At 57.9% G+C, this 26,964-nt stretch carries 30 protein-coding genes; 14 read left to right on the plus strand and 16 right to left on the minus strand.

The features are described from left to right. Positions 1–10: 10 nt before the first annotated feature. Positions 11–280: an HU family DNA-binding protein gene (locus P4G45_RS04310; RefSeq protein ID WP_121472085.1), complete on the minus strand. Its 270-nt coding sequence runs from the start codon at positions 278–280 to the stop codon at positions 11–13. A gap of 229 nt (positions 281–509) precedes the next feature. Between P4G45_RS04310 and dcd the strand changes: the two genes are divergently transcribed. From dcd to P4G45_RS04350, 8 genes are all read left to right on the plus strand, one after another. Further along, positions 510–1,064, plus strand: coding sequence for a dCTP deaminase (gene dcd / locus P4G45_RS04315; protein ID WP_348268444.1), 555 nt, complete (start codon positions 510–512; stop codon positions 1,062–1,064). Between the two features lie 76 nt (positions 1,065–1,140). After that, on the plus strand, positions 1,141–1,788 hold the full coding sequence (locus P4G45_RS04320) for a response regulator transcription factor (protein ID WP_348268445.1): 648 nt from the start codon (positions 1,141–1,143) through the stop codon (positions 1,786–1,788). Between the two features lie 293 nt (positions 1,789–2,081). Beyond that, positions 2,082–2,780, plus strand: coding sequence for a lipid-binding SYLF domain-containing protein (locus P4G45_RS04325; RefSeq protein WP_348268446.1), 699 nt, complete (start codon positions 2,082–2,084; stop codon positions 2,778–2,780). An 86-nt stretch (positions 2,781–2,866) separates the two neighbouring features. Then, positions 2,867–3,811, plus strand: a complete 945-nt coding sequence (locus tag P4G45_RS04330) for a lysophospholipid acyltransferase family protein (protein ID WP_348268447.1) — start codon at positions 2,867–2,869, stop codon at positions 3,809–3,811. An 8-nt stretch (positions 3,812–3,819) separates the two neighbouring features. Further along, complete coding sequence (gene lpxD, locus P4G45_RS04335) at positions 3,820–4,728, plus strand: UDP-3-O-(3-hydroxymyristoyl)glucosamine N-acyltransferase (protein ID WP_348268448.1); 909 nt, start codon at positions 3,820–3,822, stop codon at positions 4,726–4,728. Positions 4,729–4,747: 19 nt separating this feature from the next. Continuing rightward, positions 4,748–5,365, plus strand: coding sequence for a hypothetical protein (locus P4G45_RS04340; RefSeq protein WP_348268449.1), 618 nt, complete (start codon positions 4,748–4,750; stop codon positions 5,363–5,365). 131 nt (positions 5,366–5,496) lie between these two features. Continuing rightward, positions 5,497–6,687, plus strand: a complete 1,191-nt coding sequence (locus P4G45_RS04345) for a heparan-alpha-glucosaminide N-acetyltransferase domain-containing protein (RefSeq protein ID WP_348268450.1) — start codon at positions 5,497–5,499, stop codon at positions 6,685–6,687. 109 nt (positions 6,688–6,796) lie between these two features. Further along, complete coding sequence (locus P4G45_RS04350; protein ID WP_348268451.1) at positions 6,797–8,428, plus strand: hypothetical protein; 1,632 nt, start codon at positions 6,797–6,799, stop codon at positions 8,426–8,428. A gap of 67 nt (positions 8,429–8,495) precedes the next feature. On the opposite strand, the gene P4G45_RS04355 is transcribed toward P4G45_RS04350, so the two are convergent. The 9 genes from P4G45_RS04355 to P4G45_RS04395 all read right to left on the minus strand — a co-directional run bounded on the left by P4G45_RS04355 (position 8,496) and on the right by P4G45_RS04395 (position 16,372). Continuing rightward, positions 8,496–9,842 (minus strand): MFS transporter, encoded by a 1,347-nt coding sequence (locus P4G45_RS04355; RefSeq protein WP_348268452.1) that lies wholly within the window; start codon positions 9,840–9,842, stop codon positions 8,496–8,498. Positions 9,843–9,850: 8 nt separating this feature from the next. Continuing rightward, positions 9,851–10,636, minus strand: a complete 786-nt coding sequence (locus P4G45_RS04360; protein WP_348268453.1) for a DUF2470 domain-containing protein — start codon at positions 10,634–10,636, stop codon at positions 9,851–9,853. An 84-nt stretch (positions 10,637–10,720) separates the two neighbouring features. After that, complete coding sequence (locus P4G45_RS04365) at positions 10,721–10,933, minus strand: DUF5357 family protein (protein WP_348268454.1); 213 nt, start codon at positions 10,931–10,933, stop codon at positions 10,721–10,723. A 9-nt stretch (positions 10,934–10,942) separates the two neighbouring features. Next, positions 10,943–11,701, minus strand: a complete 759-nt coding sequence (locus P4G45_RS04370) for a hypothetical protein (RefSeq protein WP_348268455.1) — start codon at positions 11,699–11,701, stop codon at positions 10,943–10,945. Between the two features lie 14 nt (positions 11,702–11,715). Further along, a complete protein-coding gene (locus tag P4G45_RS04375; RefSeq protein WP_348268456.1) occupies positions 11,716–12,957 on the minus strand; it encodes a VWA domain-containing protein in 1,242 nt (413 codons plus the stop codon). Positions 12,958–13,027: 70 nt separating this feature from the next. Then, on the minus strand, positions 13,028–13,702 hold the full coding sequence (locus P4G45_RS04380) for a methyltransferase domain-containing protein (protein ID WP_348268457.1): 675 nt from the start codon (positions 13,700–13,702) through the stop codon (positions 13,028–13,030). An 88-nt stretch (positions 13,703–13,790) separates the two neighbouring features. Further along, entirely contained in the window at positions 13,791–14,414 is a 624-nt protein-coding gene (locus tag P4G45_RS04385; RefSeq protein WP_348268458.1) for a hypothetical protein, read from the minus strand. 44 nt (positions 14,415–14,458) lie between these two features. Next, positions 14,459–15,994, minus strand: coding sequence for a sigma 54-interacting transcriptional regulator (locus tag P4G45_RS04390; protein ID WP_348268459.1), 1,536 nt, complete (start codon positions 15,992–15,994; stop codon positions 14,459–14,461). A 69-nt stretch (positions 15,995–16,063) separates the two neighbouring features. Continuing rightward, positions 16,064–16,372, minus strand: coding sequence for a tetratricopeptide repeat protein (locus tag P4G45_RS04395; protein ID WP_348268460.1), 309 nt, complete (start codon positions 16,370–16,372; stop codon positions 16,064–16,066). A 134-nt stretch (positions 16,373–16,506) separates the two neighbouring features. Between P4G45_RS04395 and P4G45_RS04400 the strand changes: the two genes are divergently transcribed. From P4G45_RS04400 to P4G45_RS04425, 6 genes are all read left to right on the plus strand, one after another. Continuing rightward, the gene (locus P4G45_RS04400) at positions 16,507–17,028 is read left to right on the plus strand and encodes an acyl-CoA thioesterase (protein WP_348268461.1); all 522 of its coding nucleotides are present in this window, start codon (positions 16,507–16,509) and stop codon (positions 17,026–17,028) included. A gap of 50 nt (positions 17,029–17,078) precedes the next feature. Continuing rightward, positions 17,079–17,912 carry an Mrp/NBP35 family ATP-binding protein gene (locus tag P4G45_RS04405; protein ID WP_348268462.1) on the plus strand — a complete coding sequence of 278 codons (834 nt, stop codon included), beginning with the start codon at positions 17,079–17,081 and terminating at the stop codon, positions 17,910–17,912. 44 nt (positions 17,913–17,956) lie between these two features. Continuing rightward, positions 17,957–19,042, plus strand: a complete 1,086-nt coding sequence (hrcA, locus tag P4G45_RS04410) for a heat-inducible transcriptional repressor HrcA (RefSeq protein ID WP_348268463.1) — start codon at positions 17,957–17,959, stop codon at positions 19,040–19,042. 97 nt (positions 19,043–19,139) lie between these two features. Continuing rightward, the gene (locus P4G45_RS04415) at positions 19,140–19,709 is read left to right on the plus strand and encodes a nucleotide exchange factor GrpE (RefSeq protein WP_348268464.1); all 570 of its coding nucleotides are present in this window, start codon (positions 19,140–19,142) and stop codon (positions 19,707–19,709) included. Between the two features lie 78 nt (positions 19,710–19,787). After that, positions 19,788–20,909 (plus strand): molecular chaperone DnaJ, encoded by a 1,122-nt coding sequence (gene dnaJ, locus P4G45_RS04420; RefSeq protein WP_348269214.1) that lies wholly within the window; start codon positions 19,788–19,790, stop codon positions 20,907–20,909. 273 nt (positions 20,910–21,182) lie between these two features. Beyond that, entirely contained in the window at positions 21,183–21,833 is a 651-nt protein-coding gene (locus P4G45_RS04425; protein ID WP_348268465.1) for a hypothetical protein, read from the plus strand. Between the two features lie 103 nt (positions 21,834–21,936). On the opposite strand, the gene P4G45_RS04430 is transcribed toward P4G45_RS04425, so the two are convergent. From P4G45_RS04430 to P4G45_RS04455, 6 genes are all read right to left on the minus strand, one after another. Then, entirely contained in the window at positions 21,937–22,662 is a 726-nt protein-coding gene (locus P4G45_RS04430) for an RsmE family RNA methyltransferase (RefSeq protein ID WP_348268466.1), read from the minus strand. 9 nt (positions 22,663–22,671) lie between these two features. Continuing rightward, the gene (locus P4G45_RS04435; RefSeq protein ID WP_348268467.1) at positions 22,672–23,310 is read right to left on the minus strand and encodes a hypothetical protein; all 639 of its coding nucleotides are present in this window, start codon (positions 23,308–23,310) and stop codon (positions 22,672–22,674) included. A gap of 49 nt (positions 23,311–23,359) precedes the next feature. Continuing rightward, complete coding sequence (locus P4G45_RS04440) at positions 23,360–24,409, minus strand: AI-2E family transporter (protein WP_348268468.1); 1,050 nt, start codon at positions 24,407–24,409, stop codon at positions 23,360–23,362. 52 nt (positions 24,410–24,461) lie between these two features. Beyond that, positions 24,462–25,052, minus strand: a complete 591-nt coding sequence (locus P4G45_RS04445; protein WP_348268469.1) for a shikimate kinase — start codon at positions 25,050–25,052, stop codon at positions 24,462–24,464. Between the two features lie 734 nt (positions 25,053–25,786). Next, complete coding sequence (locus P4G45_RS04450; protein WP_348268470.1) at positions 25,787–26,086, minus strand: hypothetical protein; 300 nt, start codon at positions 26,084–26,086, stop codon at positions 25,787–25,789. Beyond that, positions 26,083–26,724 (minus strand): RNA polymerase sigma factor, encoded by a 642-nt coding sequence (locus P4G45_RS04455; protein WP_348268471.1) that lies wholly within the window; start codon positions 26,722–26,724, stop codon positions 26,083–26,085. The genes P4G45_RS04450 and P4G45_RS04455 overlap by 4 nt, the downstream gene beginning before the upstream one ends. Between the last annotated feature and the right edge of the window lie 240 nt (positions 26,725–26,964).

Here is a 26,964-nt window from a genome sequence, read left to right on the forward strand (position 1 = left end):
TCTCGACGAGCTACTCGAGCAGGTGAAGCTCTTTGCCGGGCTTGAAGCGGACGGCTTTGCCCGGAGCGATGGTGACTTCAGCGCCTGTCCTCGGATTGCGCCCGATACCGGTTTTGCGCGGTTTTACGGTGAAGACGCCGAATCCGCGGAGTTCGATGCGGTCGCCCGCGATCAGGTTTTGTTTCATGCTATCGAAGATAGCGTCAACGGCAGCCTCTGCTTTTGTTCTCGGCAGGCCGGTACGCTCAACCACCCTTTGTATAAGATCTTGCTTAATCATTTGGGGCCGCCGTCCTTGGGCTGTAATTTTTAATCAACACAGATTTTTCTTTAATGACCGGGTTTAGTACCGTGATAGTAGAAAGTCGACACGAGATTGTCAATGTAAGAACGCTACCGTAAGATGAAGAATCTAATGAGGCAACGGAAAATGGGTGTTCCTGCCCGGTTGCCCGTGCCGCCTCCAGGGTAAGAGACTCGAATAGGAAGACGAAGGGAAGCAGACTAGCGTGGCCATTAAAAGTGACCGCTGGATTCGCCAGCAGGCGATCGAGCACGACATGATTTCTCCGTTTAGTGAAAAACAGGTTCGGGAGGGCGTGATTTCGTATGGGCTGTCGTCCTACGGATACGACCTTCGGGTTTCGGACGAGTTCAAGATATTTACGAATGTGAACAGCGCGATTATCGACCCCAAGCAGTTCGACGAACGGTCGTTTGTGACGGTGCAGTCGGACAGTGTGATTGTTCCGCCCAACTCATTTGCGTTGGCGAGGTCGATTGAGTATTTCAAGATTCCGCGGGACGTGCTGACGATCTGCGTGGGCAAATCGACCTATGCGCGATGCGGAATCATCGTAAATGTGACCCCGTTTGAGCCGGAATGGGAGGGGTTTGTGACGCTGGAGATCTCGAACACGACGCCTTTGCCCGCGCGGATCTATGCCAACGAAGGATTGTGCCAGATTCTTTTCTTCCAGTCCGACGAAGTCTGCGAGATCAGTTACGCGGACCGCAAAGGGAAATACCAGCACCAGCAGGGGATTGTTCTGCCGAAGCTGTAGCCCGGCGACAGCTGGATTTTCTGGCTGCAATACACGGCCTGCCTACAAACTTTGAGCAGCAGAGGCTGCAAGCGCGATGAGAGAGACAACGTCGGAAGGATATCTGCGTATCGGCTTGATCGCGACCGACCCATTGCGGATTATTGGCCTGCAGACGATGTTTTCTGAGAGCGGCACCGAGGTGATTGCGCTGTCGATGCCGGGGGCGTTGGATGCTTCGGGGGTATCCCTGATTTTGATCGATGCGGGGTGCACTGACCATTTGTTTGAACTGCTGGCGACGTTTCGCCGACGACGTCCTCGGCTGCGGCTGATCGTGATTGGAGTGCAGGAGGATCACCAATATATTCAGCGGGTGATCGGGGCGGGAGCCAAGGGATATCTGACCCATACGGCGAAAGAGAGTGAGTTTCGGCTTGCTATCCAGATTGTTCAGGACGATTCGGTGTGGGCTCCGCGAAAGGTGCTGGCGCGGCTGCTGGAATCGTCGGCGGCAGACACAGCGAGCGCGGCGATGGAGAGTGCACCGAAGTTTACTGAACGGGAGGGACAGGTGCTCCGATTGCTGGTCGCTGGTAGCCCAAACCGGGAGATTGCGAGCGCCCTCGGCATCGATGCGGTTACGGTGAAGGCCCATGTAGGGCGGATTATGAGGAAGGTTGGAGTGGCAAACCGTATCGCGCTGACGGTGGAGACGCTGAATCGGAATCTTTTAGAGAAGTAATTCTTCTGTTATCTAAGTAGTTAACAAGAACCGCTCAAAGGTATATAGACCTTCGTACCGTTGTGGTGCGGGAGGATGTGAGTCAGAGTGTCATATAGCAACACAGACCTGGGAGAGGGGTTGTAGAGATCGTGTCGGGGCTACCCTGGCGCTATCTCTACAACCCCCATTTTTTTGACGTTTTGTCATTTGCGATCCCACTAGTACAACTCGTTTTTCGATCCACCCATCTCAATCAGTGTTGCAAGTGGGCCACCTACAATAAAGTTTGGAAAGCGAAAGGCAAAAAAATTATGAAGCGGATAACAACGATTGCATGTGGATTGGCCATAGTGGCAAGTTCTGTCTCGGCATTTGCAGCATCAGATAAGGCCAAATTGACGGAGCGTTTGACGGATGCTCAGAACGTCGTGAGACAGATTATGGCAACGCCCGACAAGGGCATCCCGCAGAGCATTCTTGCAGGCGCGTCCTGCGTGGTGGTAGTTCCCAGCTACAAGAAGGCAGCGTTCGTTGTGGGCGGCCAGTATGGCCAGGGTGTCGCGACCTGCCGCACGCCACGTGGCTGGAGCGCTCCAGTATTTGTGCAGCTTGCCGGGGGCAGCTTCGGATTTCAGATTGGCGGACAGTCGACTGACCTGGTTCTGGTTGCGATGAACCAGCAGGGGCTTCAGGACATGTTGAAGAACAAGTTCAAGATCGGCGGAGACGCTGCTGCTTCGGCGGGCCCGGTTGGCAGAAACGCACAGGCCGGAACGGACTGGAAGCTGAATGCGGAGTTTCTGACCTACTCGCGGAGCAAGGGGCTTTTCGCAGGCATCAATCTGGATGGCACGGTTCTCTCGCAGAACCAGGACGATACGCGTACGATGTACGGCTCCGATCTCCCGTTTGAGACGATCTTGAAGGGCAATCAGGCGACACCGGAAGCTGCTCGTCCATTCGTCCGGACCGTAGCTCATTACTTCGTGGTGTCGAAGAATAACCAGTAATTGTGAGCAGGGCTTATCAGGGGCGGCCTACTTGGCCGTCCCTGTTTTTTGTAAGTAAGAAGGCAAGCGACTAGTAGACTGGATGCTTGAGCGACGGTGCACAGCGAAATTCGCGGCGGCCAGGCGTGACTGCCCGGGAATGGGTGGAGTTTTGCGTTGTCCGGATGTTTGTCGGCTGCCTGGGAATTCTTCCGCGACGGCTCGCACGCGCAGTGGGTGCGGGCATTGGCTGGCTTGCTTTTCAGCTGCTGGGCCGATTGCGTAAGGTAGGCCTGCGCAATCTGGAGTTAGCATTTCCGATGAAGCCGGCCTCGGAACGCGAGACGATTCTGCGGGCTGTCTATCGGAACCTTGGATATCTGCTGGCCGAGTTTTGCCAGATGCCGGGTTACACGCGAGAGCAGGCGAGCCGGTTCATTCACTATGACGGGCTTGAGAACTATTTGACCGCGCGCGAACGGGGTAAAGGCGTATTGGTGCTGACCGGCCACCTTGGAGCCTGGGAGCTATCGAGTTTTTATCATTCGCTGATGGGCTATCCCATGGGGATGGTAATCCGTCGGCTGGACAATCCCCTGGTGGATGAGTTCGTGAACCGAATCCGCTGTCTGCATGGAAATCGCGTGATTCACAAGGATGACTTTGCGCGGGGCTTGATCGCTACGATGCGTGCGGGCGAGACGGTGGGAATTCTGATGGATACGAATATGACTCCGCCACAGGGTGTTTTTGTGCCGTTTTTTGGAGTGCAGGCTTGCACTGCATCGGGTATGGCGCGGATCGCGCTGAAGACGGGCGCGGCGGTGGTGCCCGGGTTCCTTTTCTGGGAGCAGCGGGAGCAGAGATACGTTTTGCGGTTTGGAGAAGAGTTGAACCTGGTTCGGACGGCCGATTCTGAAGAGGACGCGGTGGCCAACACAGCGCTGTTCACCAGTGTGATTGAACGGTATGTGAGGGAATATCCGGAGCAGTGGCTGTGGATGCATCGGCGATGGAAGACACGGCCGCCGGGCGAGACGGGGATCTACTGATGGCTAAGATGAGCGAAGTTGCTGATTGGGTTGGGGTGAGTTCTCCAGCTGTGGATGGGGAGATTACCGCAGTTTCGAGCATCGAGGCGGCGACTTTAACGTCGCTGGTGTTTGCGGTTGACCCTGCCGCACTGGCGGCTGCCGTGGCATCGCCGGCAGGTGTGATTCTGGCTGGTCAAACATTGAAGGGGACGGAGGATTCCCGGGTCTGGCGCGTGGCTGACCCCCGCTATGCTTTTGCTATCGTCGCAAAGAAATTGAAAGGGAAGGGGTTCGAGGCTGGCATTCATCCTTCGGCAGTGGTGGGTGAAGGGGTGGAGATTGGCACGGGAACCAGCATCGGTCCAGGGGCGGTGATTGGGGATGCCGTGCGCATCGGCAAAGACTGCAATATCCTGGCGCGGGTGACGCTCTATCCGAAGACGGTGCTGGGAGATCGCGTGGTGGTGCAGGCGGGTGCGGTACTGGGGTCAACAGGGTTTGGCTATGTGCGAAATGCGGAGACCGGCGAGTATGTGGTCTTTCCGCAACAGGGAAGTTTGCATGTTGAAGATGATGTTGAGATTGGTGCTAACTCGACCATCGATCGAGGAGCGCTGGGAGAGACGCGCATCGGCAGGGGTACAAAGATTGATAATCTGGTGCATATCGGCCATAACTGCGTGATTGGAAAGAATGTGATCATCGCGGCGCAGACCGGGATCTCTGGGTCGAGCGTGGTGGAGGACGGTGCGATTCTGGGCGGGCAGGTCGGGATCGGAGAACACGCGACCGTGGGAGCGGGAGTGATTCTGGGTGGAGGCGCAGGGGTATTGAGTGGGAAGAAGATGCGCGGGCCGGGACAGGTCTTCTGGGGGCGGCCGGCGCGGCCTTTGAAGGAGTATCTTCGAGATCTGGCGCGGTTACGGAAGGGTTGATTGAGTTGGGTAAAAGACGATGGCAATTCTGGTTGTAGGCGGCCATAGCCGCAACATCGGGAAGACGAGCGTGGTTGCCGGGCTGATCGCCGCGCTGCCGGAGATGCGATGGACGGCGTTCAAGGTGACGCAGTTCGGCCATGGGGTTTGCTCGGCCAATGGAGAGCCGTGTGACTGCGAGACGGCCGACCACACCATCGCTGTGACGGAAGAGCGGAGAAGAGCAAGTGGAACTGATTCTGCGCGATACCTTGAGGCCGGGGCGGTGCGGTCATTCTGGGTGAGGACGCGGCAGGGCCAGTTGGCGGAGGCGATGCCGAGGATTCGCAAGGAACTGGAGCGAGCGGAGAATGCGGTGATCGAGTCGAACAGCATTCTGCGCTTTCTGCGGCCGGATATTTACTTGAGCGTGCTCGATCCGGCGGTCGCAGACTTCAAAGAGTCGGCACGGCTTTACCTCGACCGAGCGGATGCGGTGCTGGTGCCGGAGGGTGTGCTGGGCAAGCCGGAGTGGAAGGGAGTTTCATTGAAGCTGGTGGCGGGGGTTCCTGTGCTTGCGATGCGGCCGCCGGTGTATGTGACGGAAGAACTGGTGCAGTTTGTGGCGGCACGGATCGGTTGCGGGCTGGTCCGCTGACCTCAAGGACAACGGAAAAAGCAGGATCCGAGATAACCTGTTGACGCAATATACTGCTACATCGGAAGGCGAATAGGGGTGCCGACGTGCTGAAGTTTGCGCGAACGGCATTCTGACGCAGGGAGAATTGAATGGCGGTTGACGCGAAGACGGCGCTGGTTGGTTGCGATGAAGTGGTTACTCGGGTGAAGCCGGGACGATTGATGTCGATCGACCTGCTGCGTGGGCTGACCATCGGCTTCATGATTCTGGTTAACAACAACGGCAGCCGTGAGGCGTACGCGCAGCTGCAGCACTCGGTGTGGAACGGCTTTACGGCGACCGATCTTGTGTTTCCTACGTTCCTGTTTCTGGTTGGCGTCTCGACGGTGTTTTCCACGGCATCGAGGCTGGCGCGAGGAGACAGCAAGCAGTCGCTTTTTCTGCATACGCTGCGGCGGGCAGTGATCCTGTTTCTGCTGGGACTGCTGGTTAATAGCTTTCCGCACTTTCACTGGCATACGCTGCGGTTTTATGGCGTGCTGCCGCGGATCGCGATCTGCTACTTCGTTGTGGCCACGCTTTATCTGATAAGCCCGAAGTGGAAAAACATGGCGGTACTCGCGGTCGGGCTGCTGGTTGGCTACTGGGCGTTGATGCGGTTCGTTCCTGTGCCGGGATATGGCGTGCCCGTGCGCGATGTTCCTTTGCTCGATCCTGATCGGAATCTGGTGGCGTGGCTCGACCGACATATCTTTGCGGCGTCGCATCTGTATGAGCGGACGCGCGATCCAGAGGGCCTGCTGAGCACGCTGCCTGCATTGGCGACGACGCTGATTGGGTTGCTTACGGGTATCTGGTTGAGGACGCAGCGGGCACTGATGGAGAAGGTGCGTGGGATCGGTTTTGCGGGTGTCAGTTGCCTTGTGCTGGGATTGCTATGGAACTTCTCGTTCCCGATCAATAAGAAGCTCTGGACGAGTTCGTTTGTATTGTTTGCGGTGGGATGGAGCCTTTTGCTGCTGGCAGTGTCGATCTGGATGTTCGATGGCGGGACGGAAGGAGAGACGAAGCCGGTGAAGCGGTCGCGATGGTTTACTCCACTTCTTGTCTTTGGGACCAATGCGATTACGGCGTATGTGTTTTCGGAGCTGCTGGCTGGCGGGATTGGCAGCATCCACATACAGCCTGGGATTAATCTTCAGCGTTGGCTCGCTAACGGGATTCTAAGTGCGGTACCGTATCCGGCGTTCGCTTCGTTGCTGTATTCGCTCGGCTTTGTTGCGGTGTGCTGGCTGCCAGCTTATGTGCTGTATCGGCGACGGATCTTTATCAAAGTCTGAGGGACGTGACCGCTTAACGCCGATCTTTCACCGATGGCAGCGATGGAGCCACGGATGCGCCCGCACGTGCTGATGCTTTTAACGGTTTTGGTGCATCTGAAATGTTTGCATGGAATTTGACTGGAGAAAGAAGAAGCGTGTGGACGATAGCGGAAAGAAGAGGCGCAGGCGCGGGGTGTGGGGATGGATCGCTATCTCTGGTTTGCTCGCCGTCATTGTGCTGGTGGTAATTGCCGACGTCATGCTGCATCGCGCTGGGCCGATTCTGAAGGGGCGCGTAATTGAGACGTTGAGTACAAGGTTCAGGAGCCGGGTCGAGCTGGATCAGCTTCAGGTGTCGGTGTTGCGGGGGCTTGAAGTTTCAGGGGATGGGTTGCGGATCTTTCCGCCGGACGATGTAGTTGCCGCCGGGGCGACGAAGCCACTGATTTCGTTGACGCATTTTTCGTTTCACGCGCCATTGTCCGGGCTGTTTATCAAGCCGATGCATGTTGGCACGGTGCATGTGAGCGGTATGGCAATCAATATTCCTCCGCGTGAGATGAGGCAGCAGGGGCATGGGCCGAAGCGAAAGCTGGGGAAGATCAAGATTGTGGTCGATGAGATTGTCATCGACGATTCGCGGCTGGTGATAGGGACGGAGAAGCCGAATAAAGATCCGAAGAATTTTGAACTGCAACAGATCGTGATGCATGATGTCGGGCCTAACAGTCCGTGGCGCTACGATGCGACGTTGGTGAATGCGATTCCGAAGGGCGACATCCATGCAGTTGGGACGTTTGGGCCGTGGAATGTGGAGAGTCCGGGGGACTCAACGGTAACGGGACACTATACGTTTGACCATGCGGATTTGAATACGATCAAGGGCATCAGCGGGATGCTCTCTTCCGTAGGAGACTTCAAAGGGCAGCTTGATCGCATCGAAGTCGATGGGACAACGGAGACGCCGGACTTTTCGATTGATACGGCGAATCATGCGATGCCGCTGCAAACGAAGTTTCATGCAATTGTGGATGGGTTGAGCGGCGACACATATTTACAGCCAGCGGAAGCGAAGCTGGGAGGCTCGGAGTTTTCGTGCAGCGGAGCCATTGTGAATGTGAAGGGGAAGGGGCACATCATCGACTTGGACGTAAATGTGCCGGATGGGCGGATTCAGGACTTTCTGAAGCTTGCGGTGAAGACGGAACCAGTGGTGATGACGGGGCGGGTGGCAATGAAAGCGAAGCTGCATATCCGTCCGGGCAAAGAGAGCGTTTCGAAGAAGCTGGGATTGCAGGGTGAGGCTACGCTGTGGCAGATTCATTTCACGAATCCCGAAGTGGAAGATAAGGTGGACATGCTGAGCCTGCGGGCGCAGGGCGATCCAAAGGACGCGAAGCCGGGCGCGGAGGATGTTCATTCGCGGATGCAGGGCAAGTTTGTGATGGAAGAGAGGAGGCTGCGCTTCTCCAACCTTTTGTATACGCTGCCGGGTGGCTCGGTGCAGTTGAGTGGTGTGTACTCGCTCGACGGGGAAGAGTTTGATTTTACCGGCAAGGTGAGGACGCAAGCGAAGCTCTCGCAGATGGTGGCTACGAAGTGGAAGTCATGGCTGCTGAAGCCAGTGGATCCATTCTTCAGCAAAAATGGCGCGGGGACAGAGGTTCCGGTGAAGATTACGGGCACGAAGGGCGATCTCAAGTTTGGGCTAGACTTTGGACATAAGGACAAGAAGGGGAAAAACAAGTCTTCCTTCTAAGATTCCTGTGAGAGGTATTCTTCCATCGCCTGTTGTTCGCACCTCCACGGGCTCTAGCAATGGGTTGTCAATTGCTGCCGGCGCGGTCTTCCATTGCGGGCTCCAGCGGACTTTGCACGATACCCATTTCGATATAGATGGGGCGAATGATGGCGCGGATGGACTTGAGTCGGGTGGAGAACCAGAGTGCTCCAGCGAGGCAGAAGGTCCCTGTGATCATGATGGCGTGGGGCGCGCCGAAGCGGTGTGCGAGGGCGCCCGCGAGCAGGCTGCCGAAGGGCGCCATGCCGACAAAGGCCATGGTGTAGTAGCTCATGACGCGGCCACGCTTGTCTTCCGGCACGAGAGTCTGAATGACGGTGTTGCTGGCCGCCATACCCTGCATCATGCCAAAGCCAACGACTGTCATGAGAAGAAGGGAGAGCAGCAGATTGCGGGAGAGACCGAAGAGGACAAGTGCGGCGCCGAAGACCGCTGCTGAGATCTGGATCATGGTGGTGAGGCCGCGGACGGTTTTGCGGAAGGCGAGTGAGAGGGCAGAGACAAGAGCGCCTACGCCCGAGGCTCCCATGAGGAAGCCAAGCGTGTGCGGTCCGCCGTGGAGCACCTGCGAGGCGAAGATGGGCATCAGGATGACGAAGGGCATCCCCATGAGGCTGAGCAGCGCGAAGAGCGTGAGGATCGTGCGGATGGGAGGGAAGCCGGTGACATAGGACCAGCCTTCTTTGAGCTGCTCGAGCATAGGGGCTGAGGCGGATCGAGGGGAGGCGAGCGGGATGACCATCATGAGCAGCGAGACCACGACGGCTATATAGCTGAAGCCGTCGATGGCGAAGCAGTAGCCTTCGCCTACTGCGGCGATGACGATTCCGGCGAGCGCGGGGCCGATGAGACGGGCCATGTTGACCATGGACGAGTTAAGAGCGATGGCATTGCCGAGATCCTGCTTGTCGGGATTACCCTCTCCCTCGGAGACCATCTGGACGAGGAAAGCCTGGCGGCCGGGCATGTCGAAGGCGTTGATAAGACCCTGGAAGGCGCTGAGGGCGATGATCTCGTGGATGGTGATGACTTTGGCGAGTGTAAGCGCGGCCATGGCGAGGGATTGAACGCCCGCGAGGACCTGCGTCCAGACGAGGAGGTTGCGGCGGTTGAGGCGATCGACGAGGACTCCTGCGAACGGCGCGAGGAGGAAGGTGGGAATCTGTCCGGCGAAGCCGACGACGCCGAGCAGGAGTGCCGAGCCGGTGAGCCGATAGACAAGCCACGCGGTGGCGATGCGCGTCATCCAGGTGCCGATGAGCGAGATGCTCTGTCCGGTGAAAAAGAGACGGAAGTTGCGATGGCGTAGCGCTCGCCATGCGTGGGCGTAGCGGCTGGTTTTGGAGGCTGTCGGCTCGGTGGTATTCCCCATGCTCTCCGTTAGATGTCTCGCCGGGCGTGGCGGACCATCTCGACGAGAGCGGTGCGGGTTTCGGTGGGGGTTCGGACCTCGGTCGGAAAATTAATGCGGGTGCCTTTCATGCCTTCGGCGGTTTTGAGGCGGAGGTGAAAGCCGAGGCGATCGACGGCGGTCATGGTGGCCTCGGTGGCTTCGAGCTGGGAGTGGGTGCGCGCGAGGAGAATCATGGCGTCGATGTGGTCGACGTTCATGTGGGCGAGGATGCCTTGCGCGGAGTCGGCAAGGGGATCGGGTGCGGCCAGGGCGTAGTCGGCTGCGGTAACCCAGCCCATGACGCCGAAGCCGCCAACATAGTAGAGGTCGAGGATGTCCATGCGAAAGAAGGAGAAGTCGGCGAAGTCGACCCAGTAGCGGGAGTTCTCGTGACGGGCGAGGTAGAGTTCGCGGACGGCGGCCTTGTCTTCATCGGGGACTTGCAGGATGTTGCCGATGAGGGTGGCGCGAGCGGCTCCGAGGGGGTCGCCGTCTGCTGCGGGCTGGGTGACGAACAGGCTGGCCCGAGGGTCGGTCTTGAGGTTCTGCGTATGCATGGCCATGTTGCTGATAAGAAAGAGGGGGCGGCCAGTATCGTCGAGCGCGTAGGGCATGAGCGAACCAAAGGGAAAGCCGGGCTGCTTGCGCGAGAGAGTGGAGAGGGTCGCGAGGGAATTGAGGTGGAGGAGAGTGCGGGTGCGCTCGGCGTGAGTGGGCTCGGGAATGACGGGGAGGGCGGGGCCGGTGTAGGCGTGTTGCGGGCGTGTGGACATGGGCTCCGTGTTTGTTACGTGGTTAGAAGGATTGCTCCAAAAGTTTAGAGAGCTTGTACCTGGAATATCGTCTCTTGCGCGACTCTATCTCTTGTGCCGGGCGTAGCGGGTGGTGCTTTCAATGAGGATGAGAGCGAGTCCGGCGAAGAGAATGATTCCGATGATAGCGGACGAGAGAGCCAGATGAGAGGTGGCCCAGCGCACGAAGCTCAGCCAGATAAGAATAGCGAGGGCGAAGGCGCCGTCGTCGACGAAGAGGCCGAAGATCTCGCGGAAGATGTTTTTAATCCACTTCATTCTGGTCTCCTATGTATTCGATGTGACGGCTTGCGATCGGCTGCGGCAGAGAGGCACCATGAGCAGCGCGATGGCTAGATAAGAGGCGATGAGAGCGAGAATCGACCAGTCGGCTGCGGGCCATGCGAGGTGCATGCCTTCCCCTACCCAGAAGGTTCCGAAGGCTGAGAGTAGAACGCCGACGATGAACTTGAACGTGTTCTCCGGGACGCGGGCCAGTGGGCGATGAAGGATGAAGCCAAGAGCGATGACGACGAGCAGTGCAGCTACGGCACCGAGGCTTGCCGGGAGGAGTGCACCGGTGCGGCCCGCTCCGATGGCGATGACGATGAAGACTACTTCTGTACCTTCGAGCATGGTGATGTGGAAGGTGGCCGCGAAGGCAATTTTGTCCCATGTGGTGTGGCCGGTGCCGAAGTAGCGCATCAATTCAGTGTTCTTTGCGAAGGCAGCCTGTTCGTCGTGGAGCGGGATGAGCCCGGCGGATCGGAGGATGGCTTTGCGCAGCCAGCGAAGGCCGAACAGCAGCAGCAGTGTGCCTACGACAAGCTGGATGATGCGTAGGGGAATGTGGGTGAGCACAGTTCCTAATGCCGCGATGATGACGAGTAGCACTGCGATGGCTGTGGCACAGCCGATCAGTGCAGAACGCCAGCCGCGCACGCTGCCCACGGCGAGGACAACCGTGAGCGCTTCGACGCACTCGACGAGCGAGGCGAGGAAGGATGCAATGACAGAGGTGCCTGTATGTGCCCAGCTTATGTCCATGCTTCTCTCTATGTTTAGTGAACGGTCTTCATGCGGCGCGACATGAAGTCCATGAGGAGATAGTTGCCGAGGGTTTGGGGCGTGGTGAAGTAGGCTTTGCCGCGGCACATGGCTGAGACCTGCTGAACGAACTGAACGAGGGTGAAATCGCTGGCCAGCATGAAGGTGTTGATCATGATATTGCTGCGTTTGCAGCGGCTCACCTCTTGCAGGGTCTCTTCGATGACGAGTGGGTCGAGGCCGAAGGCGTTCTTGTAGATGCGTCCGTCGGGAAGGGTTAGCGCGCTGGGCTTGCCATCGGTGATCATGACGATCTGCTTCATGTCTTTGGTTTGCCGCGCGAGGATGCGCTGCGCGAGTCGCAGGCCCTCGCGGGTGTTGGTGTAGTGCGGGCCGACTTTGACGCGGGAGAGCTGAGAGATGGGGATCTCTTCGGCCGTGTCGTGGAAGAGGACGACGTTGAGCGTGTCGCCGGGGAACTGGGTGCGGATGAGATGCGAGAGCGCCATGGCGACTCTTTTTGCAGGAGTAAAGCGATCTTCCCCATAGAGGATCATCGAGTGCGAGCAGTCGAGCAGAACGACGGTGGCGCAGCTTGAGGTATAGTCGGCCTGCTGGACGTGCAGATCGCTGTATTCGATGTTGAGGGGCGTGTTTTCTTCGCCTTCGACGGCGGTGCGAATACCCTCGCGGGCGAAGACGCTGGAGAGTGTGGCGGTGAGGTCGAGGTTGAGGGTGTCGCCGAACTCGTAGAGCTTGCTGCTGCCGTTGGTCTCGACGCCGGAGGCCTCGTGGCGGGTGTCGTGGCGGCCGAGGTTGGATTTGCCAAGTGGGCCTAGAAGTTCGCGGAGGGCTTTGTAGCCGAGGAAGTCCATGGACTTGTCGGTGACCTCGAAGCGAGCCTCGGTGTTGCCTTCGCCTAGCTCGCCCTGGCCCTGTTCGGGCATCTCGGCGTTGATGAAGTTCTGTTCCTGCATCTTCTGGATGATTTGATCGACTAATTCTTCGACCTGGTCGGCGTTGAGCTGGTCGAACTTTGCTTGTGCCTCTTCGTCGAAGAGGTCGCCGGATTCGAGGGCCTGCTTGATGGCCTCGCGCAGGTTGTCGAGGGTCTGGTCGCTGAACTCCTGAAACTGTGAGTAAGGATCGTGGTAGCCGGAGTCGAGCAGGAAGTCCGAGAGGGCCTGCATGAGGTCTTCTAGCCCGAAGCTGGAGGAGAGATCGCCGGTGAACTTGGTATAGCGAATGCGCTTCATAGGGCTGCCTCTTAGTTTAGACGCGATGGAGCGGCCCGCGGTCGCGGAATTCGCGGCTGCGGCACCCTGTTTATAAGCGCGTGCCTGCCATGACGGCGAAGCGGTTGTCCTTGAACCAGCAATCGGCGTCGGCAAAGCCAGCTTCGCGGAGCCAGAGGATCTGGTCTTCGACGGAGGAGCAGCGGTCCTCCTGCTGGCGATAGAGAGAGGCTTCGATCTGCTGCTCGGTGGCTCCTGCGGCGCGGACCTGTTGGAGCCAGAGAGCTTTGTAGCGCGCTTCGAGCGCAGAAGTTGGCCCGGCGACCTGATCGGCATTGACGAAGACGCCATTGGGTTTGAGTGAGGCGTAGGCCTTCTTGAAGACGGTGCGCTTGTCCGCGTCGTCGATATGGTGGATGGAGAGCGAGGAGACGATGGAACAGAGATTTTCCGGAAGCGGCTCGGTGACGTAGTCGAGCTGATACCAGGTGATATTGCGATCGTTGCCCAGGCGCGCCTTGGCAAGGTCGAGCATGGGGGCGGAGAAGTCGATGACGTAGAGATGCGCGGTGGGGAAGCGGTCGCGGAGCAGGCGTGTCATCAGGCCGGAGCCGGCACCGAGCTCACAGATGGTCATGGAACGCGGATGGATGAGATCGAGTGCCCAGCGATAGAAGCTATCGTAGCCGGGAATGAGTTTGGAGCGGTCTCGGTCGTAGGTAGAGGCGGTGGCATCGAAGACGGCTTTAGTCTTGTTCTCACTCATGTCTTGAGCATAAGACAAATCAATAATATTGGTGCTTTATATAAGCAAGATCAATGTGTCTATTGAAGATGATTTACCTGCATCTGGGTCAGAGATGGCTGGCCTTGCAGAGTGGTTCTTTACGGACCTGGTCGAGGAGCGGGGTGGTGAGAAACTCGGCTGACTTTCCGGCGTAGGTGAGCCGCAACGTCGGGAGAGCCTTGAGATATTGAAGGTAGAAGGTGGAATCCTCCATATTGGAGGAGGCTCCGGAGGGAGGGTTATAGCGAAATTGCCCCGCGGGAGCGTCTAATTTTTCCCACTGGCGTGTGACTGGCTTGACGTGGGTGTAGCCGAGAAATTCCATGGTGATCTTGACTTTGACGGTTGTGGGCGCGAAGACGCCTCCATCGCTCGGCTGCCAGGGACGGTGAAATGCGGTGTCCTCTACACCGCCGTAGTTCGCGAAAAGTTCAAAGAAGAGTTTGCCGTTGGGCTGTTGGGTGCATTGCGCGGTCAGCGTCGGTCGTGGCTTCGGCTGCTCTTCCGCGGAGGACAGCAGCTTGCCCTCGAGCAAGAGGCGAGCGTAGGCGATTCCGCTTGCTGGATCGGTTCCTGCGATGCGGCTGAGGCCGGGCACGAGCGTTGAGGTCTGCGCGTCGGCGCCTGGCGAGAAGCACAGCAAAAGAAGCGCTGATACGGATGCGACCGAGCGGAGGCGAAGGGATTGCATGGGATGGCAGCATAGCAGGAGAGGCGATGCCGATGCGCGGAATTCTAGTTGAAGCCGCGCCGAGTGCGATCTTTGGACATTGAGTCGAGTTCCTGTTGGCGGTTGCGCGTCTTTTCAGCATAGTTTGCCGCTTGGTCGTTGCGGGACTTCTTTTCTGCGGCGGAGAAGACCCGTTCTTCAGCGCGGCTTATGCGTTTGTGCGCATACATGCCTTCGAGCAGAAATTCGGCGGCGCTCACGGCTGTTTCGGGTCCCGTCTTTCCGTTGACCTCTAACGGCGAGAGCTTTTCAAAGAGACCCTGTATCTGCTGGAGTTCAGCAAGAGAACCGGCGGCGGGCTGGGCATCGTTGAGTTGAACTGTGCCGCCGAGGTTGAACCATTCCTCGATCTGCTGGGTGTTGGTGGCGGCGAAATACTGGTCAAACACATAAGCGACCGACGCGCGGATGATCTCGCGAATGACGGCGTCGGCTCCGCGCATCTCGCCCTCGTATTCAAGCTCGATCTTGCCGCTGATACCGGGCAGGGCGGCGTAGATATCGCCAACGCGGGGGACGGCGATTGTTTCGTCGTGAAGCAGGGCACGGCGTTCGGCGTTGGAGACGACCAGCTCCATGGTGCTGATGGGCAGGCGCTGCGAGACGCCGCTGCGTTTGTCTACTTTTTTATCTTCGCGGGCGGAGAAGGCGATCTGTTCGACGATCTGGCGGATGTAATGGGGGATTTCGATGTTGCTGGCGGCGCGTTGCGACCATGCTTCCTGCGTGGTGATGGTGATGGCTTCGTCGATCGATTCAGGATAGTGAGTGCGAATCTCGCTTCCGATGCGGTCTTTGAGCGGGGTGACGATTTTCCCGCGAGCGGTGTAGTCCTCGGGGTTGGCGCTGAAGACGATGGCGACGTCGAGCGGCAGGCGAACGGGATAGCCCTTAATCTGCACGTCGCCTTCCTGCATGATGTTGAAAAGGGCTACCTGAATCTTGCCGGCGAGGTCGGGGATTTCGTTGATGGCGAAGATGCCGCGGTTGGCGCGCGGCAGGAGGCCGTAGTGCATGGTGAGCTCGGAGCCGAGGTCCTGGTTGCTGCGGGCGGCTTTGATGGGGTCGATATCGCCAACGAGATCGGCTACGGTGACGTCGGGGGTGGCTAGTTTTTCGACGAAACGGTCGTTGGGGGTAAGCCACGCGATGGGAGTTTCGTCGCCGAGCCTGGCGATAAGGTCGCGGGCAAATTTGGAGATGGGGGCGTAGGGGTTGTCGCGGGTTTCCGCTCCGGCAACGTAGGGGCAGGCTGGATCGAGCAGCGTGGTGAGGGCGCGAAGGATGCGCGATTTGGCCTGTCCGCGAAGGCCGAGCAGGATGAAGTTGTGCTTGCTGAGGATGGCGTTGACGATCTGGGGAACGACGGTGTCTTCGTAGCCGACGATGCCGGGGAAGAGCGGTTCTTTGGTCTTCGCAGAGTCGCGGAGCTTGGCGATGAGGTTTTCGCGGAGCTCGTCCTTGACACTGCGGGCGAGGCGTTCGGGGGTGAATTCCGATTTGCGGAGTTGGCCTAGTGTGGTGGGGAGTGCGGTCGCCATGTCTAAGTATAGATGTTTGCTGAAAGCGAAAGGATTTGTGAGTCTTCCTGCCACGAGTGTGGTCTTGTGTCAGGATATCTCTTCACGCAGTGCTTCCATCTCGGCGAGGGCGTGCTGGTTGTTGGTGCGGTTTGCGGCGGCGATGCCTTCGTGGAGACGCGTGGCGGCTTCCTCGGTGCGGCCTAGTTTGACGAGGGTTTGAGCGGACATCTGGTAAGCAGGGACATAGTCGGGGTTGTGGCCGATGAGGGTGTTGAACTCGGTGAGGGCCGCGTCGGTGTTGCCTTCGGCTGCGTAGGCCATCGCGAGACCGTAGCGGGTAAAGGCGTCGGCGGGGTTTTGCTCGAGGATCTGGGTGAAGAGGGCGATCTTGTCCATGGCTTTATGGTGCGGTGTTTTGTGCGGCTTGGCAAATTGGAAGCCGCCCACGGACTTATGCGGAGGACGCGGATTAAAGTTGCGCCGGATGAAGTCGCGGCGCTGGAGGGGCGGCGGCGGTTAGACTTGTAGTAATGAGCGATATGGCCTTAGAACGGACAGTGGAAGAGTCGCAGTCGGAACGGAGCGAGATTGTTTTTCCGGCGGATGCGAATGCGCTGGGGAATCTGTTCGGCGGACGTCTGATGCAATACATTGACCTGGTTGGCGCGATGGCGGCGAGTCGTCACGCCCGCGCGATCACGATAACGGCGAGCATGGACCACCTGGATTTTGTAGCTCCAGTGCGGGTTGGCGATCTGCTGATCCTAAAGGCCAGCGTGAACCGGGCCTACAAAACCAGCATGGAAGTTGGCGTGAGAGCCATGGTGGAGGATGTTCGAGAGCAGCGGCTGCGCCATGTCTCTTCGGCCTATCTGACCTATGTGGCGGTGGACCGGGATGGAAAGGGAATCGCAGTTCCGAAGGTGGTGCCGGTGACGGAGCACCAGAAGCGACGATTTGAAGACGCGGGAAGACGGCGCGAGATGCGTGCGGAAGAGACAATACGGAAGAAGGAGATGCGGATGGCGCTGGGTGAAGGCTGGCATCTTTAGGACAGGGAACAGGAATCGCGGAACAGGGAATAGAACGACAGGAGAAGACGATGGGACACGCAGGAGCAGGAGCACCGCAGGGGCCGCAGCCTTTGCCCGGAGTGGAGTATGTAGTTGCCGTTGGAAGTGGCAAGGGTGGGGTGGGCAAGACGACAGTGGCGGTGAACCTGGCTGTCTCGCTGGGCAAGTTGGGGTATAAGGTCGGGCTGCTCGACGCCGATATCTATGGGCCGAATGTGCCGATGATGCTGGGCGTAACGCGGCAGCCGAACATTGTCGGCGAGAACCGGATTGAGCCGATCCTGTCGCATGGAGTGAAGTTTATTTCGGTGGGACTGATCTCGCCGGGCGATAAGCCGATGGTGATGCGTGGGCCGATGCTGCACCAGATCATCCGCCAGTTTTTGCAACAGGTGGAGTGGGGCGAACTGGATTTTCTGATCGTCGATCTGCCTCCGGGAACGGGCGATGTCGTGATCTCGTTGGTGCAGACCGTCCCGCTGACTGGAGCTATCGTGGTTTCAACCGGCTCGGGCGTTGCGTTGCAGGATGCGCGGAAGGCATTGGAGATGTTTCACCAGGTGAAGGTCGAAGTGATCGGAATGGTGGAGAACATGTCGCAGATGACGCTGCCCAGCGGAGAGGTCATCGACGTCTTTGGCGCGGGTGGCACGGAGCGGACGGCGGCGCAGTTTGGGCTGACGTTCCTTGGAGCGGTCGAGCTTGATCCGGCGATTCGCGAGGGCGGCGACACGGGACTGCCGGTGACGCTGGCTGGCCCGGATTCGGCGAAGGCGAAGGCGTTTTATGAGGTCGCAAAGAAGGTTGCGGCCAAGGCGGAGGAGATTGCTGATAACAGCGAGGATGTGCTCGAAATCAGCTAGTTGACTGCCAGCGTAAACTTAAAGGCAGCGGGAGGTAGTCAGGAATGGCGGATGCGGTTACGGCGCGGCAGCGAGCCATTCTGACGGCCGTGGTCGAGAGCTATATCGAAACCGGCGAGCCGGTGGGTTCGGGAACGATTGCGCGCCTGCAGCATGGCGATGTCTCAGGAATGAGTCCGGCGACGATTCGCAACGAGATGGCGGAGCTTGCCGATGTAGGTTTGCTGGAGCAGCCGCATACCTCGGCGGGACGCATCCCGACAGCGCGGGCGTTTCGGATGTATGTGGAACAATTGAGCGGCGGCGCGAATCCCCGCATCGATGCAGCGCGTTTACCCGCACGGTCGCGGCGGCAGATCGATTCGAGCTTTGTTGGACTGGCGGGGATACAGGCCGTGTTGGAGCGTACTTCGCATGTGCTGGCGACCTTGTCCAGTGGTGTTGGCGTAGCCCTTGCGGCGGCTACGGAAGGCGACATGCTGGAGCATGTGCATTTTTCGCGCCTGGCTGCGGCCAGGGTGTTGGCTGTTGTTGTGACGCGCAGCGGCTTGGTGCGCGACCGGGTGCTGGCGCTAGATCGGGATCTGACGCTGCGTGAGCTCGAGACGGCGGCGAACTTCCTGAATGAGAACTTTCGCGGATGGAGCGTGGAGCGCGTTCGCGCCGAGATTGCCCGCCTGCTGGAGCAGGAGCGGAGTGAGTATCAGCGGTTGCTGAATTCCGTACAGCAGCTTTGGGTGAAGGCTCTCCCCGAGAGCGATGTGTCGATGCAGACGGTCTATGTGGATGGTGTGGCTAACCTGCTGGGCAGCCAGGGGTTGGGCAGCTTTGAAGACCGGGAGCGGCTGCGGGAGGTGCTGGCGGCGCTCGAAGCGAAGCAGCGGCTGGTCGAACTGCTGAATGCCTATATCGATACGCGACAGGAGAGCGTACGCGTTGTGTTCGATCTGGAGGAGCATGCCCCCGAGATGGCTGGGCTGGTGCTCATTGCCGCTCCCGCGCGGATGGGTGGTGAAAGCCGCGGGACCGTCGGCGTGATCGGGCCGAAACGAATGCACTACGAGAACACCATGAATGCGGTTGGCTATATTGCACAGGTATTCGACCGGATGCTGCATCCAATAGAGTGACGGATTTCTGCTGGTGGGGTAGACGATGACAGTAGAGCGGCAGTGGGGTCGACTCGCGCGATGGGCTCGAATGGGCAACAATAGAAGAGGTAACGATATGAGGAGACACGAACACATGCAGGACGAGATGACTGTAGAAGCTGTGCAGGAAGGCGACGTTGTGCCAGGATCGGCGGTTGAGCCGGTAAATGAGATGAGCACGGCACAAGCGGAGCTGGAGCAGGTGAAGGGCGAGCGCGACCAGTTGATCGATCGTTTGGCCCGGCTGCAGGCTGAGTTTGAGAATGCCCGCAAGCGTGAGTCGAGGGAACGTGCCGATGCACGGGATTATGTAGTTTCGAGCACCGTGGAGCCGTTTCTGGGAGTGATGGACAACTTTCAGCTTGCCATGAAGTCCGATGGGACCGTGGAGCAGTTGCGGAACGGCGTGGGACTGATTCTAAAGCAGATGGAGGACGCTCTCCGCGCAATGAACGTGGTTCCTGTCGAAACCGTCGGGACGCAGTTCGACCCTCGAATCCATGAGGCTTTGGGCAGCATCGAAACTAAAGAGTTTCCCGATCATCAGGTACTGGAAGAGGTTCGCCGCGGGTACAAGATCCGCGAGAAGCTGCTGCGGCCCGCGCTGGTAAGGATTGCCGCGAATGCGGAGCAGGTATCGGACTAGGGCTACGGCATGCGCCAGTATGCGCGACCTATAGCAAGTTATTAGAAGAGAGACTGTGGAATGAGTGCGACGGCAAACGTGACGAAGATCGATTTTTATGAAGTGTTGAGTGTTTCGCGGGATGCGAGCGACCAGGAGCTGAAGACGGCTTACCGCAAGCTGGCGATGCAGTATCATCCCGACCGCAATCCGGACGATCCGACGGCTGAGGAGAAGTTCAAAGAGTGCAGCGAGGCTTATCAGGTCCTGAGCGACCCGGAAAAGCGCGCGGCCTATGATCGTTATGGCCATGCCGCGTTCAATGGTGGTGGCCCCGGCGCGGGTGGTAATCCGTTCGGCGGTGCACAGGATCTTGGCGACATCTTCGGCGACTTGTTTGGCGAGATGTTCAACATGGGCGGCGGCGGCCGCAAGGCCTCGCGCGTACAGCGCGGGCGTGACTTGCGCTACGATCTGACGCTGGAGTTCGAAGAGGCGGTCTTCGGCAAGGAGAAGGAGATCACCATCCGCCGCATGGAGACTTGCATCGATTGCAAGGGCTCGGGTGCGGCAAAGGGTAAGGCTCCCGTGACCTGCACGCAGTGCGGCGGGCGCGGTCAACAGCGGTTCCAGCAGGGCTTCTTTTCCGTGGCGCGGACTTGCTCTGTCTGCGGCGGCACAGGAACGCTGATCGTCGATCCCTGCCAGACTTGCCGGGGCGAGACGCGAGTACAGACGGAGCACAGCATTCTGGTCAAGGTTCCCGCTGGCGTGGAGCAGGACACGCGAATTCGCTACCAAGGCGAGGGCGAGGCCGGAAAGTTTGCCGGGCCTGCGGGCGATCTCTACGTCGTGCTGAACGTGAAGGCCCACAAGTTCTTCGAGCGCGAGGGCGACGACCTGCATTGCGTGATGCCGATCTCATTTCCGCAGGCAGCGTTGGGAACCGAGTTGGAGATTCAGACGCTCGAAGGGGAAGCGACCATCAAGATCCCGGAGGGAACGCAGAGTGGCAAAGAGTTCAAGCTACGCGGCAAAGGCGTGCCTCACCTCAATTCTCATGGCAAGGGCGATTTGATCGTCGAGATTCGCGTGCAGACGCCGGGCAAGCTGACCAAGCAGCAGAAGGAGTTGCTGCGGCAATTAGGCGAAACGATGGTGGTGGAGAACACGCCGACTTCGCGCGGACTCTTCGACAAAATGAAAGAGATCTTCAGCTAGATTGAACTACAGGTCTGAGTCCGAAAGGATGAGCTAAACACCAGTGTATTTACTGGTCTGATTTATGAAAATGCCCCAGTATTTTGCTGGGGCATTTTCATTGCAATTTTGGCTTTCGAAAGATATCAGAGTGATTAAAATTATGTAAAGAGAATTTTAATGTTCTTCAAACTTTAGCCGAGGAGGACGCATCTACTACAGTAGCGATCCTTCGCTAAATGACGCTGCTTCAAGGTTTATCGAACATATACCTTCCAGCAGCGCAGGAGAACTATGGTTAAAATTTTACTCGCATGTTTGCTGGTTATACCTGTCGGGCTTCAGGCTCAGAGTTCCAACAGCAATAGCTCATCAATCGTCGCACCGGATAGCTCAGCCGGCGGAAGCCCTTCTGCCCAGCAGCCACAAGCCACCTCTGGAGGATTCTTCAGTCGGGGAGTGTTTACCCCATCGATGCATGATGCGCCAGTTGGTTCGTTCACAGCAAGCTATGTGTATCAGTACGCACCGGACCTCGCAGGCGCAAATCGCAGCCTGATGGGATGGTCGGCAACGCCGGAGGTGAACTTCACAAAGTACCTCGGGTTGCAGGCGGAGTTTACCAGTCTCTACATGCGCAGCGTCTATCCCGGACAGGACAGGCTCATGATGGCTGCGGGTCCGAGGTTCAACTTTGCGCCGCACTCGAGGTTCAGCCCCTTCGCATTTGCCGAGGGCGGAGAGATTCGAGCCACACGGAAATTGAGCGATGTCTCCGATTGGAACCCGGTGGCGACAGGCGGAATCGGGCTCAACTACAAGATCTCGCGCGGTATTTCGTTTCAGTTGATTCCTGGCGAATATGTGGGACAGCTTCAAGACGACAATAGCTGGAATCACAGCTTTATGTCGAAGGCTGGCATTACCTTCAATTTTTATAAGTAAGAAATGGCTGGAGGTCATTGCGACGCGGATTTTCTGGAGCTGCTTACGGTCATTACCGTGGGCAGCTCTTTTCATTTGGCCCTCAAATAAAGCGAGCTCGAGCTTAGGAGAGATGAGTTGAGGTGATGGCGATCGCGGCGATTGCTGCGGTTTCGGCGCGGAGAATACGAGGGCCAAGCGTAACAGGCGTCCAGTGATGCGTTGTGAAAAGTGCCATCTCTTCCGGCGTCCAGCCGCCCTCGGGCCCTATGGCCAGAGCGACCGTCTCGTAACCCGTAGCTTGCCTCGAGACTGCGAGAGCTGCGGACAGAGTGGTGGCCTGTTCGGTCTCAGAGAGGAGAATGTGGATCGCGCTTTGCTCTTGTTCGAGAGCGGCCTTCAGAGTGGTGGGAGCGGCAATCTCGGGGATGTCGGTACGGCGGGATTGCTTGGAGGCTTCGAGAGCGATGCGTCGCCAGCGCTCGGCGCGCTTCGGGGCGGCAAGTGTTAGATGCTTTTCGGTTCTGCGGGCAAGAATGGGAGTGATGCGCGCCACCCCAAGCTCGGTGGCCTTTTCGATGGCCCATTCCATGTGGTCGAACTTGAAGACGGCGAGTAAAAGATGGAGCGGAAGCGCGGCGTCGGCTTCGAGCTCTTCGTGCAGCGTGAACAGGACATTGTCTTCGGAGACGCTGGTCACTTCAGCGCGGTGGAGGAAGCCTCCCGCGACGACGTCGAAGATCTGGCCGGGTTCGGCGCGGAGTACGCGGGCGAGGTGGGCGGCCTGATCTCCACTGAGCGAGGCTGTAGTGGCGGTCCAGTTATCGGCGATCCAGCGGCGGCGGGTCATTCCTGATTATTACTGATCGAAGTTGGTAGAGGTTTTCTTGCTATTCAGCGGGATGGTGATGGGGAAGGTCCCGATGTGATAAAGATCCACATTGAGGACGGCGGATTTGCGGTGGTTCCACGTATCCAGTGTGATGGGGAACTGGAGAAGAACCATGCCTTCTGCGGAGCCGCCGGGAGCGATGAGGATTTCGCGGCGGAGCGGAGCCGAGGACAGTGGCTTGAGCGCGGGGAAGGAGGTGTAGATGTTGGGAAGGTCCTTCGCTTCGGCAGCGGTGGTCGTGATCTCCTGATCGTCGGCGGTGAGAAGTGTAGCGGTGAAGTCTTTGAGAAAGAGAGGAAGGCGCAGAGGGTCGTCGACGCGCAGGTTTGCCAGGACGTAGAGGTTATCCTCGGCTTTGTCGCTGCCTACGACGAGAGAATCGGACTTGAAGACAGTATGAGTGGGATATACGGCTGTGTGGGTGATGGTAAGGTCTACCGTTTGGGCCGGCGTGTGGCGGATCACCAGGGCGAGGACAAACCCAAGCAGGAGAAACGCAATAAGGACCGGGGCGATCAGGTTGCGCTGCGTTTGTTGTTCAAATCGTAAGTCGGTCACTGGATTGAGAATAGCAAGAGAGGATGGCTTATCAAGATTTTTTCTCACGGTGACACTACACTAAAGTATGCATACCTCGCTAGAGGCTGGCGTGGTGTTATTGGACGGCATATTCATCGAGCAGGACGCTGACCAAGGCCGCCGTGGGAACGGCAACGAGGGCTCCTACGACGCCAGCCAGAGCGGTTCCGCAGAGCAGGGCGATAAGCACGGTCAGTCCCATGAGGTTGACGCTGGATCGCATGATGCGCGGTGTGAGGTAGGCGTTCTCGATGTTGACATAGATGAGATAGAAGATGAGGACGCCGGCGACCTTGCTCCAGGAATCGAGTGCCGCTACGCCGGTTACGAGCACCATCGTGACGATGCCTCCGGCGATGGGAATGATGTTGAACAGGCCCATCAAGACTCCGAGGAGGAGGAAGTAACGGACGTGGAGCAGGCCAAAAACGATGGTGCTGCAGACACCAAGAATCAGCATGAGCAGACCTTGCCCTAAGAGCCATTTGCTGACCTTCAACTCTGCCTTGTGGAGGGTTTGGTCTAGACGAGCACGCTGCGGATAGGGAAACAGGGAGAGAAAGAAGCGGTAGGCGTATTCGCCTTCGAGCATGAAATAGATGCAGAGGAAGGCAGCAGTGAGGATGTCGAAGAGGTGCGAAAGCCAGGCGGGCAGAGAGGTAAAGAGGTAGCTGGCAGTTTCGGTAAGCGCTCCCTCAGCACGCTGGATCACGGAATCGAGATTGAATTTGGCGGCGAAGGGAAGTTTGTTGATGCGTGCAACGGCTTCGGGTATGCGCTGGGGAAGCTCGGTCGAGAACTCGCGGAGGTCTCTTACGACAGGCGGCAGACCAAAGGTGAAGAAGATAGTGAGGGCGACAAGGACACCGGCGATGAGAATGACGATGGCGATGCCGCGGGAGGGGCGATAGCTGCGAAATTCGAGCTTGGTAATGCGAACGACGAGGGGCGTAAAAACGACCGCGAAGAGGGCGCTGACGTAGATAATCTCCAGCTCTTTAAGCAGGTGCCAGGCCAGGTAGAGCGCGAGCAGGACGGCAATGCTGAAGAGAATGTGGCCGCGTACTGCTTTCCGGGATTCTTTTTCGCCGGGGGTAAGGTTGGGCGTTGAGGTGGCCAGCTTCATTCTCCTGTGGGGCTTGTGACAGGTTGGATGCAGATAATGTGCGCGCGGCGGTTCAGAGACGATCGTGCGGAGTTTGAGTAAGCGCGGCGATCAAGGCATCGACGGTCTCCTCCGAGGTGAGGACGGTGGTGTCGATGGTGAGATGGGCTAGGCGACGATAGAGCGGGTGACGGGCACTGAAGCGGAGTTGGGCTGCATCCGGATCTTCGAGCACAGGCCGAGCGATGCCCTGCATCATGCAGCGATCGAAGAGGACGGGGAAGGGCGCGTCGAGGAAGATGGTGAAGGTCGCGGGGGTCTGCTCCAACAGCAGACGATTGGTCAGGCCCTCGGGAGTTCCTCCGCCCAGGGCGAGAACTGTATTGGACTGGCCGAGCGCGGAGGCCAGTGCGGTGGATTCGAGGAGGCGGAAGCGGGCTTCGCCGTGGCGATCGAAGAGCTGGGGAATGGTGGCTCCTGTGCGCTGCTCAAGATGGGCGTCAAGGTCGAGGAAGGTCCAGCCGAGGCGCGAGGCGAGGACGCGGCCGATGGTTGACTTGCCCGCGCCCATGAATCCGGTGAGGACGAGACGTCGAAGGTGCGGCGGGCTGGCCAGTTCGATCACGGGTTTCATTTCGGATTCAGTGTCGGTTTGATTGCTCATGGATATCATGGCCTTCTTTAGTTTAGTTTGGCTTGGATTTTTGGTGGCGAACATACAAAAGCCACGATCTTTAGGATCGCGGCTCGGGAAGTTCGAAGACTCTGAAAGTTGGCGCTGGTATCAGAGAGTCATGCGAGGGTTCCGCCGGGCCGCAGCAATGGGCCAGTAGCGGAAGCTAAAGAAAGCGGGCTGGAAGCGGCTCGACATGACAAGTTCACAATACACGGGCAAGGTTGCGGTTGCAAGGATTAACTATTGCCATTTGCTCCCGCGAGGTACCCCCTACCCCATACTTTACCTGCAAAGTCTTCCATCTAAAAGAGATATTTCTAAAGTCTTGTATCCATTGAGGTTGCGGGTAAAGTACCTGTTTTAAACAGGTTAGGGGCGAGTAGTAGAGACGAGTTCCAGGGATTATTCTTCCCCGTTTTCTATTTTAGTAAATTGAATGAAACTGATATGCAGTTTTTGGATGTTTATTTTCGTTGCTGCAAGCTATTCAATTGTATGGAGTTATTTGAATAGGTGGTGTTTCAAAGGATGCTCGCGGGACTTGACAAGAATATTGCTTTGCCTGGGTGCAAGCCAAAAATACACCGGTCTCTCCGCTCCGGTGTCAAAAGCGTGGCCTCTGGTAAAAGATGGCTTGAGCTTTGTGAGTGGAGTGGAGAGAGCGGTGTGGTTTTTCAGCATCCGTTAGCAAACCATCTATGAGGATATGGCAGATGGGCCGATTATTCAGAAGTATGAGGCGCTGCGGCTATGCGATCTGAATCCATACCTTCCTGGATCTTTTTCCATACATTGTCGCTGGGTTCGAGTGTGGGTTGCAGAAGAAGGCTGGCCTGATCGGCGATGTACTGCAGATCGCGTACGAGAGCCGAACAGTTGTCGCAGACCTTCAGGTGCTCGACCAGAGCTGGATCTTCGGGAATACCGTTACCGCCGGAGGCGAAGAGATCAGGGAGCTGCTCCTGAAACTCGGCGCAGGAGATGGTGGCAGGAAATTTCGAATTGGAATTGTTCGAAGTCATTGAGCGGCCTCCTTGAGGCCGGCTTGCTGGATAGACTGCTCGGGTTGACGAAGCAGTTCGCGTAGCTTGAGTCGTGCCTTGTGTAGCTGGGATTTGCTGTTTCCGGTGGAGCATTCGAGCATGGTGGCAATTTCATTATGCTCGAAGCCTTCGACGTCGTGGAGAATGAATACCATGCGGTAGCCAGGGGGTAACGAGGTCACGGCGCGCTCCAAGGCCACTCGGTCGACCGAACCAGCGAGTTGCGGGTCACGGCTGCCGAAATCGCGCTTTGGTGCGTCGTCTTCCGATGGGTTGATCGTCTCTTCGAGAGAGACCAGATTCAAGCCCTTTTTGCGGAGATGCATCAGGACCAGGTTGACGGTAAGGCGATGCAGCCAGGTCGAGAAGGCCGATTCCCCGCGGAAGCTGCCGATCTTGCGAAAGAGGTGGAGAAAGGCCTCCTGGGTCATGTCTTCGGCTTCGGAGACGTTGCCGAGCATGCGGAGGCAAAGGGTGTAGACGCGGCGCTTATGGAGCGCATAGAGCTTGGAGAATGCTTCGGCATCTCCGTTTTTTGCGGCCTCGATGGCTTCGGCTTCACCGGCGATCGGCGGATTTCGTTTGAACAGGCTGGGCCCGGGCTTCGTTTCAATCATACGTAGGCCTTGTTGCTCCATGATGGTTTGAACTCCATGCTTGTGCGTTGCTTCGTTGTCGCCTGCTTGAAGCTTATCGCAAACGGAGGAATTGGATGGTTCTGAGGTTGGAGGGGAGATGCAGTCAAAAGGTTGTTTATCCCTCTGTATAAGACGGATTTCAAAGGGTTTGGTTAGGTAGCTGGCTTAGGGTGATTCGATTGCGAATATTCGCTCATAGACGCTAATTCAGGACAGGGA

Source organism: Edaphobacter paludis (assembly GCF_039993895.1).
GTDB lineage: Bacteria > Acidobacteriota > Terriglobia > Terriglobales > Acidobacteriaceae > Edaphobacter > Edaphobacter paludis.

Excerpts from the sequence above, each read along its gene's own strand:
- P4G45_RS04345 (WP_348268450.1), top strand. The coding sequence starts at position 5,497 with ATGGCGGTTGACGCGAAGACGGCGCTGGTTGGTTGCGATGAAGTGGTT.
- P4G45_RS04380 (WP_348268457.1), bottom strand. The coding sequence starts at position 13,702 with ATGAGTGAGAACAAGACTAAAGCCGTCTTCGATGCCACCGCCTCTACC.
- P4G45_RS04360 (WP_348268453.1), bottom strand. The coding sequence starts at position 10,636 with ATGTCCACACGCCCGCAACACGCCTACACCGGCCCCGCCCTCCCCGTC.
- P4G45_RS04310 (WP_121472085.1), bottom strand. The coding sequence starts at position 280 with ATGATTAAGCAAGATCTTATACAAAGGGTGGTTGAGCGTACCGGCCTG.
- lpxD (WP_348268448.1), top strand. The coding sequence starts at position 3,820 with ATGAGCGAAGTTGCTGATTGGGTTGGGGTGAGTTCTCCAGCTGTGGAT.
- P4G45_RS04355 (WP_348268452.1), bottom strand. The coding sequence starts at position 9,842 with ATGGGGAATACCACCGAGCCGACAGCCTCCAAAACCAGCCGCTACGCC.
- P4G45_RS04425 (WP_348268465.1), top strand. The coding sequence starts at position 21,183 with ATGGTTAAAATTTTACTCGCATGTTTGCTGGTTATACCTGTCGGGCTT.
- P4G45_RS04395 (WP_348268460.1), bottom strand. The coding sequence starts at position 16,372 with ATGGACAAGATCGCCCTCTTCACCCAGATCCTCGAGCAAAACCCCGCC.
- hrcA (WP_348268463.1), top strand. The coding sequence starts at position 17,957 with ATGGCGGATGCGGTTACGGCGCGGCAGCGAGCCATTCTGACGGCCGTG.
- P4G45_RS04385 (WP_348268458.1), bottom strand. The coding sequence starts at position 14,414 with ATGCAATCCCTTCGCCTCCGCTCGGTCGCATCCGTATCAGCGCTTCTT.
- P4G45_RS04430 (WP_348268466.1), bottom strand. The coding sequence starts at position 22,662 with ATGACCCGCCGCCGCTGGATCGCCGATAACTGGACCGCCACTACAGCC.
- P4G45_RS04370 (WP_348268455.1), bottom strand. The coding sequence starts at position 11,701 with ATGGACATAAGCTGGGCACATACAGGCACCTCTGTCATTGCATCCTTC.
- P4G45_RS04405 (WP_348268462.1), top strand. The coding sequence starts at position 17,079 with ATGGGACACGCAGGAGCAGGAGCACCGCAGGGGCCGCAGCCTTTGCCC.
- P4G45_RS04375 (WP_348268456.1), bottom strand. The coding sequence starts at position 12,957 with ATGAAGCGCATTCGCTATACCAAGTTCACCGGCGATCTCTCCTCCAGC.
- P4G45_RS04365 (WP_348268454.1), bottom strand. The coding sequence starts at position 10,933 with ATGAAGTGGATTAAAAACATCTTCCGCGAGATCTTCGGCCTCTTCGTC.
- P4G45_RS04440 (WP_348268468.1), bottom strand. The coding sequence starts at position 24,409 with ATGAAGCTGGCCACCTCAACGCCCAACCTTACCCCCGGCGAAAAAGAA.
- P4G45_RS04455 (WP_348268471.1), bottom strand. The coding sequence starts at position 26,724 with ATGATTGAAACGAAGCCCGGGCCCAGCCTGTTCAAACGAAATCCGCCG.
- P4G45_RS04340 (WP_348268449.1), top strand. The coding sequence starts at position 4,748 with ATGGCAATTCTGGTTGTAGGCGGCCATAGCCGCAACATCGGGAAGACG.
- P4G45_RS04445 (WP_348268469.1), bottom strand. The coding sequence starts at position 25,052 with ATGAGCAATCAAACCGACACTGAATCCGAAATGAAACCCGTGATCGAA.
- P4G45_RS04390 (WP_348268459.1), bottom strand. The coding sequence starts at position 15,994 with ATGGCGACCGCACTCCCCACCACACTAGGCCAACTCCGCAAATCGGAA.
- P4G45_RS04415 (WP_348268464.1), top strand. The coding sequence starts at position 19,140 with ATGAGGAGACACGAACACATGCAGGACGAGATGACTGTAGAAGCTGTG.
- P4G45_RS04325 (WP_348268446.1), top strand. The coding sequence starts at position 2,082 with ATGAAGCGGATAACAACGATTGCATGTGGATTGGCCATAGTGGCAAGT.
- P4G45_RS04320 (WP_348268445.1), top strand. The coding sequence starts at position 1,141 with ATGAGAGAGACAACGTCGGAAGGATATCTGCGTATCGGCTTGATCGCG.
- P4G45_RS04400 (WP_348268461.1), top strand. The coding sequence starts at position 16,507 with ATGAGCGATATGGCCTTAGAACGGACAGTGGAAGAGTCGCAGTCGGAA.
- P4G45_RS04450 (WP_348268470.1), bottom strand. The coding sequence starts at position 26,086 with ATGACTTCGAACAATTCCAATTCGAAATTTCCTGCCACCATCTCCTGC.
- P4G45_RS04350 (WP_348268451.1), top strand. The coding sequence starts at position 6,797 with ATGGAATTTGACTGGAGAAAGAAGAAGCGTGTGGACGATAGCGGAAAG.